The organism is Micromonospora sp. USAFONa4 (genome assembly GCF_057197825.1).
Map to the genome: position 1 here is coordinate 915,760 of NZ_CM170072.1, position 15,367 is coordinate 931,126.

Sequence of the window (15,367 nt, forward strand, 5' to 3'; positions counted from 1 at the left end):
CGGGGGCCCGGGGGCAGGAGCGCCCAGCGCCGCGGCCCCGGCGACGGATCGACGATTGTTAGCGAGAACATCGAGCCCTCACTTACGTTCACACGGTCGCACGACACCAGCCGAGCGCGGACCGATCCTCTGGGGACACCGACTTCGGTGCGCGCACTGAGCTGCGATGCTCTCCGGCCGAAGTCGACCCGGACCGCCACCAACCGTCGCGAGGGCGACTCGACATCGTCACGAGTGATTTACATCAATGGATGTCAGCGATAACATCCGTCTCATCGCGTCGCGTCCCCGGGCGGCCACCGGGCCGGAGCCGACCGGGAACGCGACGACGGACGGCGAGCGACGTGATCCGGCACGAGGCCGGCCGAGGGCCGGACGAGCCCGTCCCGAGGTAGGCCATCGATGCCCGCGGGCCGGCCGGGCGACCATCGCACCGGCCACGCCCCGTGACGCCCTCGTTCGCCACATCCCGGCGCCGGCGCCCGACCCGACGCCACTCACCGCTCCGACCGAGGAGGAACACGTGCGCACACCGAGACAATGGCTGGCCGCCCTGGGCATCCTGGCGGTGGCCCTCGCGGCGACCGTCGCGGACGGGGCCGTCGCGCCCCGCCCGGCACAGGCGCTGGACAACGGCGTCGCCCGGACGCCGCCGATGGGTTGGAACACCTGGAACACGTTCGGCTGCAACATCAACGAGACGCTCATCCGCCAGACGGCCGACGCGATCGTCGCCAACGGGCTGCGCGACCTCGGGTACCGGTACGTCGTCGTCGACGACTGCTGGTTCAACCCGGACCGGGACGCACAGGGCAACCTCCAGGCGCATCCGCAGCGCTTCCCGAGCGGGATGAAGGCGCTGGGCGACTACCTGCACTCGCGCGGCCTGCTGTTCGGCCTCTACCAGGCGCCGCTGGACCAGACCTGTGCGCAGTACTTCGACGCCTTCCCTGGCTCCACCGGCAGTCTCGGGCACGAGTACCAGGACGCCCGGCAGTTCGCCGCCTGGGGCGTGGACTACCTGAAGTACGACTGGTGCTCCCCCACCGGGACCATCAACGACCAGGTCGCCAGGTTCGGCATCATGCGGGACGCGCTGGCCGCCGCCGGCCGGCCGATCGTCTACAGCATCAACCCGAACAGCATCCACGAGAAGACCGGGCCGCAGCGCAACTGGAGCGACGTGGCGAACCTCTGGCGGACCACCGAGGACATCACCAACGCGTGGGACACCGGCCAGACCAACGGCTACCCGATGGGCATCCGGAACATCGTCGACGTCAACGTGCCGCTGGCCGGGTACGCCGCACCGGGCGGGTTCACCGACCCGGACATGCTGGAGGTCGGCAACGGCGGGATGAACGACACCGAGATGCGCAGCCACTTCGCGCTCTGGTCGATCATGGCGGCGCCGCTCATGATGGGCAACGACCTGCGCTCGGCCAGCGCGGCGACGCTGAGCATCCTGCGGAACCAGAACCTGGTCGCGATCAACCAGGACCCGCTCGGGCTCCAGGCGGTCCAGGTGTCGAACGACGGCACCCGGCGGGTGCTGGCGAAGCGGCTGGCCAACGGCGACGTCGCGGTCGCGCTGTTCAACCAGGGCAGCTCCACCACGACGGTCTCCACGACGGCGGCGGCGATCGGCAAGAGCGGCACCTCGTTCACCCTGCGCGACGCGTGGACCAACGGCACCTCCACCAGCACCGGAACGATCTCCGCGAGCGTCCCGGCGCACGGCACGGTGGTGTACCGGGTCAGCGGCGGCGGCACCACGAACCCGCCGCCCCCCACCACGTTCCGGCTACGCAGCGAATCGGCCGGACGATGCCTCGACGTCGACAACTCCCAGACCGCCAACGGCACCGGGACGCTCATCTGGGACTGTCACGGCAACGCCAACCAGCAGATCAGCCAGAGCGGGCAGACGCTGCGCGTCCTCGGCAAGTGCCTGGACGTCCCGAGCACCGCCGCCAACGGCACCCGCGTGCAGCTCTGGGACTGCAACGGCGGCACGAACCAGCAGTGGACGTTCAACGGCAACGGCACGGTGAGCAACGTCCGCTTCCCGTCCCTGTGCCTGGACGTCAACAACGGCGGCACCGCCAACGGGACCACGGTCATCCTCTGGTCCTGCCACGGCGGCACCAACCAGCGGTGGAGCCGGGTGTGACCGACGGCCAGCTGACACGTGCACGCCGGATCGGGACGAGAGCCCGGCACGCCATCGCCGTACTCGCCGGCCTGATCTGCGCCGTCGCCCTGCTGCCCGGCACCGCGCAGGCCGACAACCCGATCGTCCAGCACGGCTACACCGCCGACCCGGCGCCGATGGTGCACAACGGACGCGTCTACGTCTACACCGGGCACGACGAGGACGGCTCGACGTACTTCACCATGCGCGAGTGGCGGGTGTTCTCCTCCGCCGACATGGTCAACTGGACCGACCACGGCGTACCGATGAACCTCGGCACCTTCGCCTGGGCGGACGCGGACGCCTGGGCCGGCCACGTCGTCCCGCGCAACGGAAAGTTCTACTGGTACGTCCCGGTGCGACAGCGCGGCGGCGGAATGGTGATCGGGGTCGGTGTGGCCGACAGCCCGACCGGGCCGTTCCGGGACGCGCTCGGCCACCCCCTGGTCGGCAACGGTGAGATCGACCCGCACGCCTTCGTCGACGACGACGGGCAGGCGTATCTCTACTGGGGCAACCCGAACCTGTGGTACGTGCGGCTCAATCCCGACATGATCTCGTTCTCCGGCAGCCCGACCCGGATCCCGCTCACCACCGCCGGGTTCGGCACCCGAACCGGCGACCCGAGCCGCCCGACCCTCTACGAGGAAGGCCCCTGGGTCTTCAAGCGCAACGGGCTCTACTACAACGTGTTCGCGGCGGAGTGCTGCTCCGAGTTCATCGGCTACTCGACGGCGCCCGGCCCGACCGGACCCTGGACGTACCGGGGCACGGTCATGCCCCGGCAGGGCGCCAGCTTCACCAACCATCCCGGCATCGTCGACTTCAACGGCGGGTCGTACTTCTTCTACCACAACGGGGCACTGCCCGGCGGCGGCGGATACACCCGCTCCGTGGCGGTGGAGAAGTTCGCCTACAACTCCAACGGCACGATTCCCACGATGAACATGACCACCGCCGGCGTCCCGCAGGTCGGCACGCTCAACCCGTACACCCGGCAGGAGGCCGAGACGATCGCCTGGGGTTCCGGCATCGAGACCGAGCCGTCCAGCGAGGGCGGCATGAATGTCGGCTACCTCGCCAACGGTGACTACATCAAGGTCAGGGGCGTCGCCTTCGGCGCCGGCGCGACCTCCTTCAGCGCCCGCGTGGCGTCCGGGGCGGCCGGCGGCCGGATCGAGGTACGGCTGGACAGCGCCACCGGCCCGCTCGCCGGCACCTGCGCCGTCGGCGGCACCGGCGGCTGGCAGACGTGGACCACCTCCACCTGCGCGATCAGCGGCGCCACCGGGACGCGGGACCTGTATCTGCGGTTCGCCGGGGGCGCCGGAAACCTGTTCAACGTGAACTGGTGGCAGTTCGGCGGCGGGACGGCCACCCCGGCGTACCGGGTCACCAACCGCAACAGCGGCCAGGTCGTCGACGTCCAACAGCCGAACCTCGACGACCTCGCCGTGATCGGCCAGTGGACGGGCAACGGACAGAGCTGGCAACAGTGGCGGTTCCTCGACGCCGGCGGGGGCAACGTACGCCTGCAGAGCGTCCACAGCGGCAAGTGCGTCGACGTGGTGGACTTCTCCACGGCCGACGGGGCCCGGATCGTCCAGTACACCTGCCACGACGGCCTCAACCAGGTGTTCAGCTGGCGATCCACCGGCGATGGCTATCACCAGCTGGTCAACGTCAACAGCAACAAGTGCCTGAACGTGGTCGGCTCCACCGCTCCCGGTGCCGCGTTGGAACAGCGGACGTGCGCCTCCGCCCCCAGCATGCAGTGGTCCCGCGCCTGAGTCGACCTCGGCAGAAGGCTGTGCGGCGGCGCTCGACCGTCGCCGCACAGCCCTTCAAGGATCCCGGCGAAGCTCGCTGCCTCCGGCAGGAGCGTCTGTCACGCCCGGCCCGCCCGGTGCTTGACCCGCCCTGCGTCGGAACCTAAACTCACGACTTGTTAACGCTAACAGCGGCGTCAGTCGATGAGAGCCGACGGGTCATTGACGCCGGGGTCAAGGGCAGTCCCCAGGGCGGCGCTGACCGGTCCGGACCGGACCGGGCACGCGCGTATCACCACCACCAGCCAGGAGGACGCAGAATGACGCACGATCAGAACGGGCCGGTCAGCGGCGAGCGGCGACTGCTGAGCCGGAGAGCCGTCCTGACGACGATGGGGGCCGTGCCGGTCGCGGCAGCGGCGACCACACTGCTGGGAGCCACGGGAGCCTCGGCCTCGCCCGCGACCGTCAACCTGTCGGCGCAGCGGCAGACGATCAAGGGCTATGGCGCCATGGCCCACGCGGCCTGGATCGGCGACCTGACGGCCGCCCAGCGGGAGACGGCGTTCGACACCGGCGAGGGTCGGCTGGGCTTCTCCATCCTGCGGATTCCCGTCGGCGAGAGCTCGGCTGACTTCGGCCGTGATCTCGCGACGGCGAAGCGCGCGGCCGAGCTCGGGGTGACCGTCTTCGCCTCGCCGTGGAACCCGCCCGCCAGCATGATCGAGACCTTCACCCGCGGCAGCCAGACCAACGCGAAGCGGCTCCGCTACAGCTCGTACGCCGCCTATGCGCAGCACCTCAACGACTTCACCACGTACATGCGTAACAACGGGGTGCCCCTGTACAGCATCTCGGTGCAGAACGAGCCCGACTACGCGCACGACTGGACGTGGTGGACCTCCGCCGAGATGGTCAGGTTCCTGCGGGAGAACGCCGGCTCGATCAGCACCCGGGTCATGGCACCCGAGTCGTTCCAGTACATCAAGTCCGTGTCGGACCCGATTCTCAACGATCCCACGGCGCTGGCCAACGTGGACATCATCGGGGCCCACCTCTACGGGACGTCGTACTCGAACTTTCCGTACCCGCTCTTCAGGCAGAAGGGCGCGGGCAAAGAGCTCTGGATGACCGAGGTCTACTACCCCAACAGCAACACCAACTCGGGCGACGCCTGGCCCGAGGCGCTCGACGTGGGCGAGCACATCCACCGCGCCATGGTGGACGCCGAGTTCCAGGCGTACGTCTGGTGGTATCTGCGGCGCAGCTACGGCCCGATGCGGGAGGACGGCCAGGTCAGCAAGCGTGGTGCCATGATGGCGCACTTCGCCCGGTTCGTCCGGCCCGGCTACACCCGGATCGACGCGACGGCGAACCCGGCATCGAACGTCTACGTCTCGGCGTACCGGGGCGGCAACACCGTCGTCATCGTCGCCGTCAACAAGAACACCTCGTCGGTGAGCCAGCAGTTCAGCCTGTCGGGCACCACCGCTTCCGGCAGCGTCTCGAACTGGCTGACCGACGCGAGCCGGACCGTCGCGCCCCAGAGCGCGCTCACCATGTCGAACGGCTCCCTCACCGTCACCCTGCCCGCCCGAAGCATCATGACCTTCGTGACCAGTGTGGACGGCACCCCGCCGCCCAGCCCGACCCCCACGCCCACCGTCACCCCGCCCCCGGGTGGGGGCACGGGACCCCGGGTCGCCTACACGATGAACTCCTGGGGCTCCGGCTTCACGGCCAGCATCGACATCACCAACACCGGCACTTCGGCGATCAACGGCTGGACGTTGGCCTTCAACCTGCCCTCGGGTCAGTCGATCACCTCGGGCTGGGGTGCCACCTACTCGCCGTCCAGCGGCCAGGTGAGCGCCCGTAACGTCGACTACAACGCCGCAATCGCCCCCGGGGCCACCATCAACATCGGCTTTCAGGCCAACACCAGCGGCAACACCGCCGAGCCGACTGCATTCACCCTCAACGGCGTCGCCTGCACGGTGGTCTGACCGCCACGACGCAGGGCCCCCACCCTGGCGATTGACCAGAACCGGGTGCGGCCCCTCCGGCAACGGCGGGGCCGCACCCTTCTCGTGGCCACCGTACCGGTGGTCAGGCGGCGGCCAGCCGCCAGGCGATTCATTCATGAAACTTTCACGATCATGCATTGATGGACATCACTTTGGTTGGTTTAGATGAGTGGGCGTTCCCGATCCTGGGAGCGCGCACATGCCGACCGAGGAGAACCCGTTGCCAAGGCTCCACCTCCGGGTACGTCGGGCACACGCCCTCACCGCCGCCGCCGCGACCCTGCTCGCGGCCGCCCTCACAGTGCTCACACCCACCGCCGCGCACGCGTGGGGGCCCGGCGCTGAACCCACCCTGCCGTACGCGCTGCCGGCCCTCCCCGACGTGCCCGTGCGCGGGTGCCAGTCGACGGTGGCCAACCCGTCCGCGCCGACCGGGGCAAGCCCCGCCCTCCAGGTCATCTATGCCTGGCACGACGGCAACGGCAACAACTACGAGGCCAACGTCGAGTACATCGCCAAGGTGGTGGACCGCATCGACTGGGCGCTGGACCAGTCGAGCAACTACGACCAGCATGTCAAGCTGAGCTGCCGCACCGGGTACGACACCAGCACCTACGCCGGCTACGCCCGCTCGCTGATCGTCCCCGAGAAGATCGACGCCGGGACCAACCCGAATACCAGCTCAGCCGTCGTCCGCAGTGACCTGATCTCTGCCGGATACGACGACAGCAACCGCATCTATCTCGTCTTCACCGACTTCGCCTCGAACTCCGACGCCTACGTGTGCCCCACCGGCGGCGGTTACAACTCCTCCGGCGGGCACTGCTCGGCGGTGACCGAGTCGTGGACCACCGGCGTGGGTGGGCACGAGTTGGGGCACGTGCTCGGCGCTCCGCACGCCTGGATGGCCGAGACGGGAGCGCCGTACCACCCCGAGATCATGTACGGCTGGTGGGACAACTGGAACTTCGACCCGGGCTTCCGCAACTACTACGACCCGAGCGAGCTGTCGGCCAGCTTCTATCTCGACCCGCACCCCTCCACGTCCAAGGGGAACATCGCCAACCACCCGATGCTGACCGCCCCCACCTGCTGCGACGTCGGCGCCAACAACGACTCACTCACCGCCGAGCAGCGGACGTTCGAGGCGGTCACGCCAGGCAGCGGTACGTCGACGTTGACCTCGTCCGGCGGCTGGCACCAGGTCACCCCCTCCTGCGGCACCTCGGGGATCTCCTGCACCTACTTCGACGGGCGTCGGTCGGCGCAGTTCAACACCTACACCGGCCCCTCCAACAGCTCGTCGATCTCGCTGACCAACCGGCCGGCGGTGACCGCCGGCAACACGTACAAGCTCTTCACCAGGCTGCGGGCCAACGCCGCGGTGACCACGCAGCTCCAGCTCGCCTGGTACAACTCCGGCGGCACCCTGCTGTCGACCAGCTCCGGCACCGCGTCGACGCTCGCCAGCAACTGGCTGGAATACCGGCTGACCTCCACCGCTCCGGCGAACGCGACCGCCGTGCGGGTCACCCTGGCCGTGCCCAACCAGTCAACCACCGGCAACTACGCGATCAACATCGACAGTCTCCAGCTCAACAACTGCACGGCGAACACCAGCGGCAACTGCCGCTACGACACCTGACCCTCCGCTGATCCGGACCGCCACGTACCTTCCGCACGGCCCGGGGCGGGCTCGGCGCGACGCCGAGCCCGCCCCTCCGATCTCTCGATCATGGTCCCGGACCGGAACGCTTCCGCGCGGCCCCGCCGGTGTCCCCCCGGACGTCTACGACATCCGGGGGGGTCCGGTGCCCGTCGTCAGCGTTGCAGGGTCAGCAGACCCGGGCGGTACGGCAGGCGGCCGTAGTCGCCGCCCGAGTTGGGGGAACGGCCCTGGTAGAGCAACTGCAGGTTGCAGGGGTCGACGGTCATGGTCTGATCGGCGTTGGCGCGGATCAACTCGCCGTGGCTGATGTCGTTGGTCCAGGTGGCGCCGCTGTTGGCCTTGCCCGCGAACGGGTTGCTCTCGGTGGCGGCCTGCGGCGTCCACGTACCGCCCAGGCTGGTGGCCGTGAACGAACGGAAGTAGCGGCCCTGCGCGCCGATCGCCTCGACGAGCATGAGGTACCGGTTCTGGCCCTGGAGCTTGTAGACCTGGACCGCCTCGAACAGGTTGTTCGTCGTGTCGCTCATGATGGTCGTGTAGGTCGAGCCGAAGCTGCCCGGGAAGTTCCCGATGGGCATGCTGGCCCGGTAGATCTTCCCGTTGTCCCCGGCGAAGAACAGGTACATGTTGGTGTCGTCACCGATGAGCGCCTGATCGATCGGCCCGGTGCCGGAGCCGGAGATGCTGCCGGTGAAGAGCGTCTGCGGCGACGACCAGCTGTTCACGTTGGTGGGGTCGCTCGACGTCCGGTAGGAGAAGGCGGGTCCGCCCCACTGGTAGGCGAGTACCCAGATGTTCCTGGGGGCGAAGTAGAACAGTGAGGGCGCGACGGCGGCGAAGGGCATCTGGTTCTGGCTGGCCGAGGCCATGTCGGACCAGTTCGTGAAGAGGCCGAAGTTCATCGAGCCCCACGTCGTTCCCGTGTCGTGCGTGGTCGCGTAGACGAGTTGCCGGCCGTTGTAGGGGGCGTGGGTGAAGTCCTTCAGCGACACCCACCCCGCCCTCGGCTGCGCCAGCGCGCCCGTCGACGACCAGCGGTACGTCGACGGCAGCGCACACGTGCCGGGCGGCGGCGTGGTGGGGTTGCCCCCGCCGTCGACGCGGACGAGCTGCCACTGCTGGTTGTTGCCGTTCCAGTCGTCGTACTGCACGACGTTGCCGCCGTCGGCGGTCGAGGCGCCCTGCACCTCCACCGCCTTGTTGCTGTTCCGGTTGATCAGGCGGACGTAGCCACCGGCGGAGTCGGCCAACCGGAACTGCTGGTTGGACCCGTTGCCGTCGGCCCACTGCACGATGCTGGCACCGTTGGCGGTCGAGAAGTTGTAGACGTCGAGCACCTTGCCGGACAGCCGCGACTTCAACCGGTAGTAGCCACCGCCGGAGTCCACGAACTGCCACTGCTGCTGGTTGCCGTCGTTGCGCGCCCACTGCACGATCCGCGCGCCGTCGTTCGTGGCCAGGTTGTACACGTCCAGGGCCTTGCCGCTGTTGCGGTTGACCAGCACGTACCACGCGCTCGTGTCGACCGTCGCCGCGGCGGCGGGTGCCGACGACACCACCGCCGCGGCGACGCCACCGACCAGCAGGGCCACCCCAGCGGCGACGACCCGCGGCAACCACCCGCGCCGCCGCAACGGCGGCGGTGCGAGAGATGGAGACCTTTCGAAGACAGACATGATCCTCCTCGGCTGAGAGATGTCAGCGGGATGCCCGGAAGATGGGCGCACCGCGACGCGTGGCCGGGCACGAGCGGCAAGAGGTTAGCGCTAACAAGACCTGCTTGCGCCCAGGCGCACGCCTGATTCAAGGTCGACAAGCAAGCTCGCCCGGAAAGCCACGCGACGTCGGCCTCAGCCATCGACTGTGAGCGATAACATGCCGTTCGTCAAGACGTAACGTTCCCCACTCGGCTCGCGTCGACGCGTCTGCCTGGCCTGGTCGCGCGGGTCACCGCCTCCAGCCATGATCGTCTAGTCTGCGCGCGTCACCCCTCGCAGCCATCCTGGACGGTCACCTTGATCTGCAAGACCTGCGGGGACGCCACGTCCCCCGCCTTCAACGAGTGCCGGCGCTGCAACACCCCGCTGGGCCAACCGGCGGTCGCTCCGGGAGTGCCCACACATCCCCTGCGCCGCCTGGGCACGGCTGCCGCCGTCGCCGTCGGCGTGGCCAGCCTGCTCTACCTGCCCAGCGGGCTGTTCCCCGTGTTCGGCATCCAGCTGGCCCGCGCCGCCGCCGAACGCGGCGACCGCGATCTGCTACTCGGCGCGGTGGCCGCCGAGGTGCTGCTCACCCTGCTCCACCTGTCGGCGCTCCTCACCGCCGCGGTGCTACTGATCATCTGGACCTGGCGCGCGCGCAGGAACTTGGAGGCGTTCCCCGGGGCCCTGCCGACACTGAGTTCCGGCTGGGCCATCGCCGGCTGGCTGGTCCCCTTCGCCAACTTCGTCGTGCCGGCCCGGGTGATCGCCAACGTCGCCCGGGACAGCCTCTGGCGACGTGCCACGCCAGCGCTGGTCGGGCTCTGGTGGGCCGCATGGCTGACGTTCAGCGTCGGAGACCGGATCCTGCTCCGCCTCGAGAACCAGCGGTACGACCGGCTGACCCCGTGGCCCCGCAGCGACACGGAGTTCGCCACGTACATCCGCTACTACGAGGAATCGCTCGGCCCCCGGCTGATCCCCACCGTCGCCTGCCTGGTCGCCGGCGCCTCGCTCATCGTGCTGATCCGCCGGATCACCGCCGCCCAGCAGGACCGCCTCGCGAAGACGACGCCGATCGGTACCGGGCACGGCGGGCTCGCGCCCGGCGCACCCTACGCGGCACCTCGAAGCGCGCCCGGGCACCCGGCGTCCCCGGCGGGCTCGATGCCGACGTAGCGACGACCGCAGCCGCACGGCGCCGTGCCGGGGCAGCCCGGTCACCGTCGCCCTGGGCCAAGCGCGCAGCCCTCTCGTCCGCTTGGTCGTCGCGGGCGGTTCTCGTCACCGGCCCCGCCCGGCGGCATCGTGGGCGGCCATGTCCGCCTGCCTGCGGGGTTCCTCGCGCAGGACAGCGCAGTGCAGCCAGGCGTCCGGGATGGCGAACCCGTCCACGAGCGTCCGCATGTGCGGGCGCAGCTCCTTGAGCAGGCCGTTCACCACGCCGGTGATCGCCTTGGCGCGAGCCGGCGTGAGGCGGCCGTGTTCCAGGAGCCATCCCTTGTGGGCCTCGATGACGGTGAGCGCGTACAGGTCGCAGACCCGGGAGAGCAGCGCCTGGACCGCAGGGTCCGTCGCGTCCTCGATGCCGGCGACGAACGCCTCCAGGGTGACCCGGTCGACGTGCGCGGCGGCGACGGCGAGGACATGGTCCTGGACGTCGTTGAAGATGTCGAAGGGGCGGTCCTTCTTCGTCGCCGCGCCGTTACGCAGGCGGCGGACCACGCCGTCGAGGAGGTGCCTCTCGCGGTCCTCGAAGACCTTGAGCTGCCAGCCGCGGTCGGTGACGGCGACCTCCTCGTCGCGGCCCGGCACGGCGCTGATCAGCCGCTCGATGACCGACCGCGCGGCCGTGCGCTCGAGCACCATCTCGCGGACCTGTTCGGCGACGAAGGAGGCCCGCCCCCAGCCGTCCAACGAGCCGAACTCGTCCCGGTAGCCGGTGAGCAGCCCCTTGGCCACCAGCTGCAGCAGCACCGTGTTGTCGCCCTCGAACGTGGTGAAGACGTCGGTGTCGGCCTTGAGGCTGGGCAGCCGGTTCTCGGCCAGGTAGCCGGCGCCGCCGCACGCCTCGCGGCACATCTGGATGGTGCGGGTGGCGTGCCAGGTCTGTGCGGCCTTGAGACCGGCCGCCCGGGACTCCAGCTCCCGCTGCCGGTGCGCGTCGACCGGCCCGTCGCCGCCCTGCACCTCGTGCAGCGCGGCGACCAGCTCAGCCTGGGCGAAGTGCAGCGCGTACGTGGTGGCCAGGGCGGGCAGCAGCTTGCGCTGGTGGGCCAGGTAGTCGTTGAGCAGCACCTCGCGGTCCGCGTCGGGCGTGTCGAACTGGCGGCGGATGTCGCCGTAGCGCACCGCGATGGCCAGCGCCGACTTGGTCGCCGCCGACGCGGCGCCGCCCACGCTCACCCGGCCGCGGACCAGGGTGCCGAGCATGGTGAAGAAACGCCGGGAGTCGTCCTCGATCGGGCTGGAGTACGTCCCGTCCTCCGCGACCTGACCGTGCCGGTCGAGCAGCATGTCCCGCGGCACCCGCACGTGGTCGAAGCTGAGCCGCCCGTTGTCGACACCGAGCAGGCCGGCCTTGGGACCGGCGTCGCCGATGGTCACGCCCGGCAGCGGCTTGCCCTGCGCGTCGCGGATCGGCACCAGCCACGCGTGCACACCGTGCCGCCGCCCCTCGGTGATCAGCTGCGCGAAGACCACGGCCATCCGCCCGTCCCGGGCCGCGTTGCCGATGTAGTCCTTGCGGGCCGCCTCGTGCGGGGTGTGCAGATCGAAGGTCTGCGTCCGCGGATCGTAGGTGCAGGTGGTGCGCAGCTGCTGGACGTCGGAGCCGTGGCCGGTCTCGGTCATCGCGAAACAGCCGAGGATCTTGCCCGAGACGATGTCCCGCAGGTAGGCGTCGTGGTGCCGCCGGGTGCCGAGGGCGTCGACCGCGCCGCCGAACAGGCCCCACTGCACGCCCGCCTTGACCATCAGCGACAGGTCGACCTGCGCCAGCATCTCGCAGGCCACGATCGAGCCGCCGACATCGGACCTGCCGCCGTACTCCGTGGGGAAGGCCGACGCGATGCCCAGCTTGACCGGGAGCTCGGCGATCAACCGGGTGATCCGCTCGCGCGCCTGGTCACCGGTCTCGCCGTACACCGGGAGGAAGCGCGCGTCGAGCTGGTCCCGGTGCGCGTTGCGGACCTCGGCCCACGGCCCGTCGAGCAGTTCCCGCAGGCGGGTGACCTCGATGCGGCCGGACGCGTGATCGGACATGGTCACCCCTCGAAATAGCGGATATATGGTCACACTCCGTACCCGATCCAGGATACCGGCCGCCCCCAGCATCAAGATCCGGCAGGGACAGGTCGCGGCGACCGCCCCGGGAGAGCCGGGCCAGCCGGCCGTCGCCCCCTCGGTCAGCGGCCGGAGGGTGCGGCGGGTACCCGACGAATCCGGTTGGCGACAGCCCACGCCCCTTCACCCTCAGCGACGGCTCTGACACTCTGCACCCGACGGGTAACCCTTCGGATTGGGCGGGTCGAGAGCGATGGCGAAGCGTTGGTTGGTCACGGGGTGTTCGAGCGGACTCGGCCAGGCCCTCGCGGCCCGGCTCGCCGCCGAGGGCGAGCAGGTGCTGGCGACGGCCCGGCGACCGGAGACCCTCGGCGCGTTGGCAGCCCGGCATCCGGGCAACGTGGTGGCCGCCGCGCTGGACGTACGGGATCCGGCGCAGTGCGTGGCGGCGGTCGAGCGGGCGGTGGACGCCTTCGGCGGGATCGACGTCCTGGTCAACAACGCCGCCTACGGCCAGTTCGGCACCTTCGAGGAGGTCTCCGACGCGGAACTCGCCGCGCAGTTCGACACCAACGTGTTCGGGCCGTGGCGGCTCACCCGGGCCGTGCTGCCGCTGTGGCGGGCGCAGCGCCACGGGCACGCGGTCTTCGTCAGCTCGGTCGCCGGCATGGTTCCCTTCCCCGGGCTGGCCGCCTACACGGCGAGCAAGTTCGCGGTGGAGGGAGCGGCCGAGTCGCTGGCCGCCGAGGCCGGGCACCTCGGGGTGAAGGTCACCATCCTCCAGCCGGGCGGCTTCGCCACCGCGTACAGCGGCAACCTGGTGATGCCGGAGCAGCGGATCCCGGAGTACACGGCGGTCAGTGACGGCCTGCTCGGCGCGCTGCGCAGCATGAACACCAAGATCGAGGTGAACTCCCCCGAGCTCTTCGCCGACGTGGTCTGGCGGCTCAGCCAGCTGGAGTCGCCGCCGCTGCGGCTGCCGGTGGGTCCGGACTCGGAGACGTTCCTGGAGGCCGCCTACGACGCCCGGCGCAGTGAGTACGACCAGGTCGTCAAGGCGGGTCACCACACCCTCGCGTGACCCCTCCCCCGGGCCCGGCCGGCACCGACGGCCGGCGGACGCGGCCGACCGCGACGACGGTTGTGGCCCTTCGCGGCGCCGCGGCGGGACGCGTCGCACCGGGCCGGCACCCCGGCGCCGGCCCGGCACCACGCGACGTTCACCCGCCCTCCGGTTCCCCGGGCGCTACCGGCTGCCCTCCGGGCTCGACAGGCACGGCTGGGCGTGTGCCAGGTCCCCGACCACCGGCTGCGCCCTCCGGTGGGCGGCGCAGTGCACCGCGCCCAGGTCGTTCAGCTCGCGCCGCCGGACGGCGGGCAGGGACTGGGCCCCGTCCCGACGTAGCGCGAGCTCCGTCGACGGCACGCGGGCCCGCAGCGCGCACTCGCCGTCGGCGGTGGCCACGGCGATCTCCCGGCGGCGCAGGGAGGCGGAGTCGCCGTCCTGCCGGTACGCACGCGACAGGTCCTCGGCCGCGGCCTCCGGGTCGGGGTACGGGTAGCCCGCTTCGGCCATGCACCAGAGCCACCGGGCGCGGGCCCGTGCCAGTTCCGGGGTCTTCCCGACCTGCGCCCTGAGGGTGTTGTCCAGAACCTGGGGGACGGCGTCGACGCGGGCCCACCGCCGGGCGTCGCCGTACAGGGCGGCCCGGCTCTCGGCCACGCACCCGAGCGTCGGGTAGGACAGGACGCTGCCGTCGGGCAGCTCCAGCTTCTCGTACCGCCGGGTGTCGCCGAACAGGGCGAGCTGCAACGCCGGCTGCCGGTCGTTCGGACCCGCCCTCGGGGGCCTCGACGCCTCCGCCAGCCCGAAACCCTCCGCGCGGCGCCGGGGCAGGTCGACCGCACGCTCCTCGTCGGACCCGGCGACCGGTGGCGGGGTGACCGGCCAGTAGACCTGCCCACGCGCGGCCATGCACCGCTCGACCAGCTTCTCCTCGGCCAGCTCCAGCACCCGCCTGCGGGCGGGATGGCCACCGGAGCCGGTCAGCAGGTCCAGCGCGTCGACGCCGAGCGCGGACTCCTGGCGGCCGGTGGTGCCCGCCTGCGGGGTGCAGGCACTCCCGCAGACGAGCACCAGGAGACCGACGGCCACGGAGAGCATCCGGGACGTCGAGCGTCGAGTCGTCAGCACCACTTGTGCGAGCTGATCTTGTCGTTGGGGCTGGTCCCGTCGCTCCACCTGTCGTAGGCCAGGTTGGCGAGGTAGCTGCCGCGCGGCAGCCGGTAGAAGAAGGCGCCTGTGTAGTTGGTGCCGTCGTGGAAGGTGACGGCGCAGTTCTGCCCGTTGTTGAACACCGACGACACGCAGTTGCTCCAGGTGCCCGTCGGGCAGGTGCCGTGGCCCCAGTTGCCGTAGTTGGCCTCGTTGTTCTGCCACTTCCCCGGGCCGTCGTTGAAGTCGGCGGCGGCCCACACGCAGACGGAACCCGACGGGCAGCCGGCGTACCTGTCCCCCGCGGACGCGGGCTCCACCAGGCACACCAGCGCCAGCACGGATCCCGCCGCCGCCGCCGCGCACCGCCGCAGCACGTTTTTCATGATCTTCCTCTTCTCTGCCCGGACCGGTCGACCGGACGCGGTCGACATCTGTCGCATCAGCGTCGGCGGTGGCGTGGGGTCGACGGCTTGTGAAATTCTTGTGCATCGATGCGGGCGACCGG

At 70.4% G+C, this 15,367-nt stretch carries 10 protein-coding genes; 6 read left to right on the plus strand and 4 right to left on the minus strand.

Features of this window, described 5'->3' with window-relative positions:
- The first annotated feature begins 655 nt into the window (after window positions 1-655).
- The 4 genes from AC0OO9_RS03520 (at window position 656) to AC0OO9_RS03535 (ending at window position 7,635) form a co-directional block, all read left to right on the plus strand.
- Window positions 656-2,173: a glycoside hydrolase family 27 protein gene (locus AC0OO9_RS03520; RefSeq protein ID WP_484517843.1), complete on the plus strand. Its 1,518-nt coding sequence runs from the start codon at window positions 656-658 to the stop codon at window positions 2,171-2,173.
- Window positions 2,170-3,984 (plus strand): family 43 glycosylhydrolase, encoded by a 1,815-nt coding sequence (locus AC0OO9_RS03525; protein ID WP_484515520.1) that lies wholly within the window; start codon window positions 2,170-2,172, stop codon window positions 3,982-3,984. The genes AC0OO9_RS03520 and AC0OO9_RS03525 overlap by 4 nt, the downstream gene beginning before the upstream one ends.
- Window positions 3,985-4,283: 299 nt before the next feature.
- A complete protein-coding gene (gene xynC, locus AC0OO9_RS03530) occupies window positions 4,284-5,969 on the plus strand; it encodes a glucuronoarabinoxylan endo-1,4-beta-xylanase XynC (RefSeq protein WP_484515522.1) in 1,686 nt (561 codons plus the stop codon).
- 241 nt (window positions 5,970-6,210) lie between these two features.
- Entirely contained in the window at window positions 6,211-7,635 is a 1,425-nt protein-coding gene (locus tag AC0OO9_RS03535; RefSeq protein ID WP_484515524.1) for a hypothetical protein, read from the plus strand.
- A 176-nt stretch (window positions 7,636-7,811) separates the two neighbouring features.
- Here AC0OO9_RS03535 and AC0OO9_RS03540 read toward each other — a convergent pair whose 3' ends face one another.
- Window positions 7,812-9,335, minus strand: coding sequence for a non-reducing end alpha-L-arabinofuranosidase family hydrolase (locus AC0OO9_RS03540; protein ID WP_484515526.1), 1,524 nt, complete (start codon window positions 9,333-9,335; stop codon window positions 7,812-7,814).
- Window positions 9,336-9,674: 339 nt separating this feature from the next.
- On the opposite strand from AC0OO9_RS03540, the gene AC0OO9_RS03545 reads away from it, so the two are divergent.
- A complete protein-coding gene (locus AC0OO9_RS03545) occupies window positions 9,675-10,538 on the plus strand; it encodes a DUF4328 domain-containing protein (protein ID WP_484515527.1) in 864 nt (287 codons plus the stop codon).
- Between the two features lie 105 nt (window positions 10,539-10,643).
- Here AC0OO9_RS03545 and AC0OO9_RS03550 read toward each other — a convergent pair whose 3' ends face one another.
- Window positions 10,644-12,623 (minus strand): acyl-CoA dehydrogenase family protein, encoded by a 1,980-nt coding sequence (locus AC0OO9_RS03550; RefSeq protein ID WP_484515529.1) that lies wholly within the window; start codon window positions 12,621-12,623, stop codon window positions 10,644-10,646.
- Window positions 12,624-12,897: 274 nt separating this feature from the next.
- Here AC0OO9_RS03550 and AC0OO9_RS03555 point away from each other — a divergent pair, with 274 nt between their 5' ends.
- On the plus strand, window positions 12,898-13,725 hold the full coding sequence (locus AC0OO9_RS03555; protein WP_484515530.1) for an SDR family oxidoreductase: 828 nt from the start codon (window positions 12,898-12,900) through the stop codon (window positions 13,723-13,725).
- A gap of 165 nt (window positions 13,726-13,890) precedes the next feature.
- On the opposite strand, the gene AC0OO9_RS03560 is transcribed toward AC0OO9_RS03555, so the two are convergent.
- Window positions 13,891-14,841: a hypothetical protein gene (locus AC0OO9_RS03560; RefSeq protein ID WP_484515532.1), complete on the minus strand. Its 951-nt coding sequence runs from the start codon at window positions 14,839-14,841 to the stop codon at window positions 13,891-13,893.
- Complete coding sequence (locus AC0OO9_RS03565) at window positions 14,832-15,245, minus strand: peptidase inhibitor family I36 protein (RefSeq protein WP_421450939.1); 414 nt, start codon at window positions 15,243-15,245, stop codon at window positions 14,832-14,834. Before AC0OO9_RS03565 ends, AC0OO9_RS03560 begins: the two co-directional genes overlap by 10 nt.
- Window positions 15,246-15,367: the final 122 nt, after the last annotated feature.